This is a genomic window from Rossellomorea orangium, from assembly GCF_019334305.1.
In the GTDB taxonomy this organism is placed as follows: Bacteria; Bacillota; Bacilli; order Bacillales; family Bacillaceae_B; genus Rossellomorea.
Map to the genome: position 1 here is coordinate 35603 of NZ_JAHWGH010000006.1, position 7071 is coordinate 42673.

Here is a 7071-nt window from a genome sequence, read left to right on the forward strand (position 1 = left end):
AGTCTAGTTTTTTTTATATTTTTTTGGAATGCTAACAACAATAGATAGTAAAAGGTAAATAAACTGAAGAGGTGAACTGAATGCTTGGTAAAGAAGAATTGCACAATCAAGAAATGATCGTCGTTTTAGACTTTGGAAGTCAGTACAATCAGTTAATCACGCGAAGAATCCGTGAGTTTGGTGTTTATAGTGAGCTCCACCCGCATACAGTTACCCTTGAAGAAATCCAGGAAATGAATCCAACGGGGATCATCTTCTCCGGTGGGCCGAACAGTGTCTACGGTGAGGATTCATTCCGTTGTGATGAGCGAATCTTCGATCTGGATATCCCGATTCTCGGGATTTGCTACGGCATGCAGCTGATGACGATGCATTTCGGAGGGAAGGTAGAGCGTGCAAAGCACCGCGAGTACGGAAAAGCAGCCATCAACATTGAGAAGCAGTCCAAATTATTCTCAGAACTCCCGGAAGAGCAAGTTGTATGGATGAGTCACGGTGATCTTGTCGTGGAAGCACCTGCAGGCTTTGATGTAAATGCGACGAACCCTTCTTGTCCGATTGCTTCCATGAGTAACGAAGAACAAGGACTATATGCGGTTCAATTCCACCCTGAAGTGCGTCATTCGGTGCACGGAAACGAAATGCTGAAGAATTTCGTATTTGGAGTGTGTGGATGCACAGGCGACTGGTCCATGGAGAACTTTATCGAAATGGAAATGGACAAGATCCGACAAACAGTTGGTGATAAGAAAGTTCTTTGCGCTCTAAGCGGAGGGGTCGATTCTTCCGTTGTGGCTGTATTGATCCACAAAGCAATCGGCGATCAACTGACATGTATCTTCGTCGATCACGGCCTTCTTCGAAAAGGCGAGGCGGACAGCGTCATGAAGACATTCGCTGACGGATTTAACATGAACGTCATTAAAGTGGATGCTCAAGACCGTTTCTTAAATAAACTAAAAGGTGTATCCGATCCAGAGCAAAAACGTAAGATCATCGGAAATGAATTCATTTACGTATTCGACGATGAAGCGACGAAGCTTAAAGGCATCGAATATCTTGCACAAGGTACGCTTTATACGGATATCATTGAAAGTGGTACAGCGACTGCTCAAACAATTAAGTCCCACCATAATGTCGGTGGCCTTCCTGAAGATATGCAGTTCACCCTGATCGAGCCGTTGAACACTCTATTTAAAGATGAAGTGCGTGCTTTAGGTTCTGAGCTTGGCATTCCGGATGAAATTGTGTGGCGTCAGCCATTCCCGGGACCTGGTCTTGGTATCCGTGTCCTTGGTGAAATTTCTGAACAGAAGCTTGAAATCGTCCGTGAGTCTGATTACATTCTCCGTGATGAAATCAAGAAAGCCGGACTTGATCGTGACATCTGGCAATACTTCACTGTCCTGCCTGATATCCGTAGTGTCGGTGTTATGGGGGATGCGAGGACATATGATTACACGATCGGAATCCGTGCAGTTACCTCTATTGACGGTATGACGTCAGATTGGGCGCGTATCCCATGGGACGTATTGGAGAAAATATCAACTCGCATCGTAAATGAAGTCGATCATATCAACCGCGTAGTGTATGATGTGACGAGTAAGCCACCTGCAACGATTGAGTGGGAATAATAACGTGGTATAAATAAAATGACAGGCTTCTTCCTTATCGATTCCATTCGACAAACGGGAGAATGCCTGTCGTTTTTTGTATTAAACGAACATTAACTCAAATATTTTGTTTTAATGTTCGTATTTTGTGTTGACGGACTCCTTTTCCGTTGGTACAATAGTACTGTAATCATAACAAAACATAATAAAAGTATTACGTCGTATAATTTCGGGAATAGGGCCCGAGCGTTTCTACCAAGCTACCGTAAATGGCTTGACTACGAGGTGATGGATGAAAAGGACCGCATGTTGGTTCCTTCTTGATCTTGATCTTAACAGTCAAAGCCTTGAACTCTGGTAGTTCGAGGTTTTTTTATTTTCTACGGCGACTCTATAGGAGGAGTACAAGCATGAGGAATTTCTTTCAGTTTGACCAGTTAGGAACAAATTATAAAAGGGAGATCATCGGGGGACTGACCACGTTCCTATCGATGGCTTATATCTTAATCGTCAACCCGCTTACGTTGACGCTTCAATCCGTGCCGGATCTTCCGGATAGCATGAGAATGGATTATGGTGCGGTCTTCGTGGCAACGGCATTGGCCGCAGCCATCGGGTCGTTGATCATGGGGCTCATCGCCAAATATCCGATCGCTCTGGCGCCGGGGATGGGCTTGAATGCCTTCTTCGCATACACTGTCGTATTAACAATGGGTGTACCTTGGCAATCGGCTTTGACGGGAGTTTTGATCTCGGGACTGATTTTCATCGCATTAACACTTTCGGGCATCCGGGAAAAGATCATTAACTCGATTCCAGCAGAACTAAAATACGCTGTCGGTGCAGGAATCGGTTTATTCATTACCTTCATCGGTTTTCAAAATGCAGGCATCATAGTCAATAACGATGCTGTATTAGTCGGTCTGGGTGATCTGACAAATGGAACTACCTTACTTGCGATCTTCGGAATCATCTTTACGGTCATTTTAATGACAAAAGGCGTTAAAGGCGGAATTTTCATCGGGATGGTCGTAACGGCCATCGTGGGAATGATTGCAGGACTGATTGATACACCGGAAAGAGTAGTAGATGCAGCACCAAGTCTTGCGCCGACGTTCGGAGCGGCACTTGAGCCTTTATTTAATGATGCAGGCAGTATATTTACCATCCAAATGCTTGTAGTCATCCTGACGTTCCTATTCGTCGATTTCTTTGATACAGCCGGTACACTGGTAGCGGTGGCCAACCAGGCTGGACTTATGAAAGACAATAAATTACCACGAGCCGGTAAAGCGTTGTTCGCTGATTCTTGTGCAACAGTAGTTGGAGCGATCCTGGGAACATCTACAACCACGTCTTACATCGAATCATCAGCAGGAGTTGCTGCAGGAGCAAGAACTGGATTCGCATCTGTTGTAACAGCTATCCTATTCCTGCTCTCGATTTTCTTCTTCCCGTTACTGGCGGTCATCACATCAGCCGTGACGGCACCGGCCCTTATCATTGTAGGGGTACTGATGGTATCGTCATTAGGTGAAATCGATTGGAAGAAATTCGAAGTAGCTGTACCGGCATTCCTGACGATTGTCGCCATGCCTCTTACGTACAGCATAGCAACGGGTATCGCCATCGGATTCATTTTCTATCCGATCACGATGATCATGAAAGGTCGTACGAAAGAAATTCATCCAATCATGTATTTCTTATTTGTGATTTTTGTCCTGTACTTTATATTCCTGGTATAATATAGGTACCGATTCACGAGAAGCTGATCTATCCCAGATCAGCTTCTTTCTGATTTTTATTGAAAAAAGTGTAGAATATAAATAAAGGGAATGACGTCAAGGTTAGAGAAGGTAGTACTAAGGTAAGAAGTAAGAATTGAAAAAAGGGTCAGTTTTCGTTAAAATCATGAAATCGGGTAATGTCGAAAATGGTCGAATATATAGGGAGAATTGAGTATGTCTACTTTAAATGTGAAAAAAGTCTTAAATAACAACGTATTGATTGCCGTCCACGAAAGCTACGGTGAAGTTGTGCTGATCGGAAAAGGGATAGGGTTCAACCGGAAAAAGGGTGATCCCATCCAAAATGATATTGCAGAAAAGATGTTTGTCCTAAAAGGGGAAAAAGAACAGGAGCAGTACAAGAACCTTCTTCCTTTCTTGAATGATGACATGTCGAACGTCATTATTTCTGCCATCGAGTTGATCCGGAAAAGAACCAATTCATTTCTTAACGAGCATATTCACATCGCCCTTACAGACCATATTCTATTTGCCATTAACCGATTGATGAGAGGGATGGAGATTCGGAATCCGTTCCTGGTCGAGACAAGAACGCTGTATCCATTTGAATATGAAATAGCGAGAGAAGTCGTCAGTATGATCAATGAAATGACTGATGTCCATCTTCCTGAAGGGGAAGTGGGATTCATCGCCCTTCATATTCACAGTGCCATGATGAACAAAGATCTTTCCGAAGTGAATCAGCATTCCCAGTTGATCAGTCGTCTAATAGGGATGATTGAACAACAGCTGGACGTTGAAATCAATAAAGAAAGCGTCGATTATATGAGGCTCATACGGCATATTCGATATACCATCGAGAGGGTTCTCAGGGGAGAAAGAGTAGAAGAACCAGAAAAAATTGCAAAACTGTTGAAAGAAGAATACCCTGTCTGCTATAATCTATCTTGGAAGCTGATTAAGATGATGCAGCAAACATTGCAGAAACCCGTGTACGATGCCGAGGCAGTATACCTCACAATGCATCTGCAGCGGATTCAAAATAAAGTGAATTAACGTACTTATCTTTTCTTACGTGTTACTGATTCGATCAGGCATGAGTAAAGAAGATAATTGAAACGTGTATTTTGGGGTAGTCTATCCATATACGTTCATTATCCTCTTTTCTCATGCCTTTTTTGTTTGGTTAGGCGCAATCATCTAATTAGTCGAAAATGAATATAAAGGGAGGAAACTCACATGTTTAAAAAGGCTTTTGGTGTACTACAAAAAGTCGGTAAAGCATTAATGCTTCCAGTTGCGATCTTACCAGCAGCCGGACTTTTACTAGCGTTTGGTAATGCCCTTCAAAATCCAACGCTTCTAGACATTGCTCCATTCCTTAACAACGGCGGCGTTGAAACCGTTGCCAGCGTAATGGAACAAGCGGGCGGAATTATCTTCGGTAACCTGGCACTACTCTTTGCGGTCGGTGTAGCCATCGGTCTTGCCGGTGGAGAAGGGGTAGCCGGTTTAGCGGCTATCGTCGGATTCCTGATCATGAACGTAACAATGGGTACAGTTGAAGGATTAGGTATTGGTGATGTTACAGGTGACGGCGTCGATCCGGCATTTGCGCTGGTACTCGGTATCCCAACCTTACAAACAGGTGTATTCGGCGGTATCATCGTCGGGATCCTGGCAGCATCCATGTACAATCGTTTCTACCAGATTGAACTTCCTTCATACTTAGGATTCTTCGCAGGTAAACGATTTGTTCCAATTGCAACAGCAGCATCTTCAGTAGTATTAGGATTATTAATGTTATTAATCTGGCCACCGATCCAAGATGGTCTTAACACATTCTCAAACTTTATGCTTGGTGAAAACAGAGCATTCGCAGCATTTGTATTCGGTGTAATTGAACGTTCACTTATTCCATTTGGATTACACCACATTTTCTATGCTCCATTCTGGTTCGAATTCGGTTCTTACACATCAGCAGCTGGTGAAGTTGTACGTGGGGACCAGGCAATCTTTATGAAACAAATTCAAGATGGTGTACAAGACCTGACGGCAGGTACGTTCATGACTGGTAAATTCCCATTCATGATGTTCGGACTTCCGGCAGCGGCATTAGCGATCTACCATGAAGCGAAGCCTGAGCGTAAAGCGGTTGTAGGTGGAATCATGGCATCAGCAGCATTGACTTCATTCTTGACAGGTATCACAGAACCAATCGAATTCTCATTCTTATTCGTAGCACCAGTGTTATTTGGAATTCACACAATCTTCGCCGGTCTTTCATTCCTGACGATGCATCTATTAGATGTCAAAATCGGTATGACATTCTCCGGTGGTTTAATCGACTACGTCCTATTTGGACTGATCAACCCGCAAACAAATGCGTGGATCGTCATCCCGGTAGGTATCGTGTTTGCATTCATCTACTACTTCGGATTCCGTTTCGCTATCCGTAAGTTCAACCTTATGACTCCTGGTCGTGAGGACGTAGATGAAGATGAAGATGACGCTCCTGCAAGTTCAGCAGGCGATCTTCCTTACAACATCCTTGAAGCAATGGGTGGACAAGAAAACATCGCTCACTTAGACGCATGTATCACTCGTCTTCGTGTATCTGTCAATGACGTAAAACAAGTAGATAAAAACCGTCTGAAAAAACTGGGTGCTTCAGGTGTACTTGAAGTAGGAGATAACATTCAAGCGATCTTCGGACCAAAATCAGACACAATCAAATCACAAATGCAAGACATCATCCGTGGGAAAGCTCCACGTAGAGTAGAAACAAACGCAGACGAAGAAGTAGAGCAACAAATCGAAGAAGTGAATCCGGAAGCTCTTCAAACTGAACGTGACAACGAAAAGTTCGTAGCTCCGATCACAGGTGAGATCAAAGACATCACAGAAGTTCCTGACCAAGTATTCTCAGGTAAGATGATGGGTGACGGTTTCGCGATCGTGCCGACTGAAGGAACAATCGTTTCTCCAATCACAGGTAAAGTCGTGAACGTATTCCCGACGAAGCATGCCATCGGACTTGAGTCCAAAGCAGGCCGTGAAGTCCTGATCCACGTTGGAATCGATACAGTGAAACTGGAAGGTAAAGGTTTCGAAGCCCTAGTAAAAGAAGGGGACCAGGTAGAAGCCGGTCAACCATTACTAGAGGTTGATTTAGACTACATCAAAGAAAACGCACCTTCCATCATGACACCGATTGTCTTCACGAACCTTAAAGAAGGTCAGCAAGTGACAATCGAGAAGTCTGGTAACGTGAACCGTAACGACGAAAACATCATTAAGATCGACTAATTTCTTTATAAAAACCGGCCCGTCCTCCATCGAGAGGTTGGGCCGGTTTTGTTTTGTTCATATATAGAAGAAAGAGGGGTCTATTATAGAAGAATCATTAGCGCTTAATAGGGGGATATGAAAGTTTTTAAAATAAATCTATTAAATCTATTGACGAATATCTAATAGCTTGATATACTTTAAAAACCGTCGCAAGAGAGTAGCGGATTACATAACAACATTACAACGAGATCATAAAACATTTCAAAAAAAGTTGTTGACAAACACACTGCATTCTTGATATGATGGTCAAGTCGCTTCGAGAGAAGCGCTACATTGAACCTTGAAAACTGAACAAAACAAGACAATACGTCAACGTTAATTCTAGATTTATTTTAAGAGCTATTCAAACTTTTATCGGA

Annotated in this window: 4 protein-coding genes and 1 riboswitch; all 4 genes read left to right on the plus strand. The window is 43.2% G+C overall.

Annotated features, from left to right (window positions below):
* Positions 1–80 precede the first annotated feature (80 nt).
* The 4 genes from guaA to ptsG all read left to right on the plus strand — a co-directional run bounded on the left by guaA (position 81) and on the right by ptsG (position 6670).
* Positions 81–1634 carry a glutamine-hydrolyzing GMP synthase gene (gene guaA, locus KYJ26_RS02605; RefSeq protein ID WP_219165793.1) on the plus strand — a complete coding sequence of 518 codons (1554 nt, stop codon included), beginning with the start codon at positions 81–83 and terminating at the stop codon, positions 1632–1634.
* Between the two features lie 178 nt (positions 1635–1812).
* Positions 1813–1914, plus strand: a riboswitch (purine riboswitch).
* Positions 1915–2023: 109 nt separating this feature from the next.
* Positions 2024–3358: an NCS2 family permease gene (locus tag KYJ26_RS02610; RefSeq protein ID WP_219165794.1), complete on the plus strand. Its 1335-nt coding sequence runs from the start codon at positions 2024–2026 to the stop codon at positions 3356–3358.
* A gap of 216 nt (positions 3359–3574) precedes the next feature.
* Entirely contained in the window at positions 3575–4417 is an 843-nt protein-coding gene (gene glcT, locus KYJ26_RS02615) for a glucose PTS transporter transcription antiterminator GlcT (RefSeq protein WP_206858106.1), read from the plus strand.
* A gap of 183 nt (positions 4418–4600) precedes the next feature.
* Complete coding sequence (ptsG, locus tag KYJ26_RS02620) at positions 4601–6670, plus strand: glucose-specific PTS transporter subunit IIBC (RefSeq protein WP_219165795.1); 2070 nt, start codon at positions 4601–4603, stop codon at positions 6668–6670.
* Positions 6671–7071 lie beyond the last annotated feature (401 nt).

Excerpts from the sequence above, each read along its gene's own strand:
- guaA (WP_219165793.1), top strand. The coding sequence starts at position 81 with ATGCTTGGTAAAGAAGAATTGCACAATCAAGAAATGATCGTCGTTTTA.
- KYJ26_RS02610 (WP_219165794.1), top strand. The coding sequence starts at position 2,024 with ATGAGGAATTTCTTTCAGTTTGACCAGTTAGGAACAAATTATAAAAGG.
- glcT (WP_206858106.1), top strand. The coding sequence starts at position 3,575 with ATGTCTACTTTAAATGTGAAAAAAGTCTTAAATAACAACGTATTGATT.
- ptsG (WP_219165795.1), top strand. The coding sequence starts at position 4,601 with ATGTTTAAAAAGGCTTTTGGTGTACTACAAAAAGTCGGTAAAGCATTA.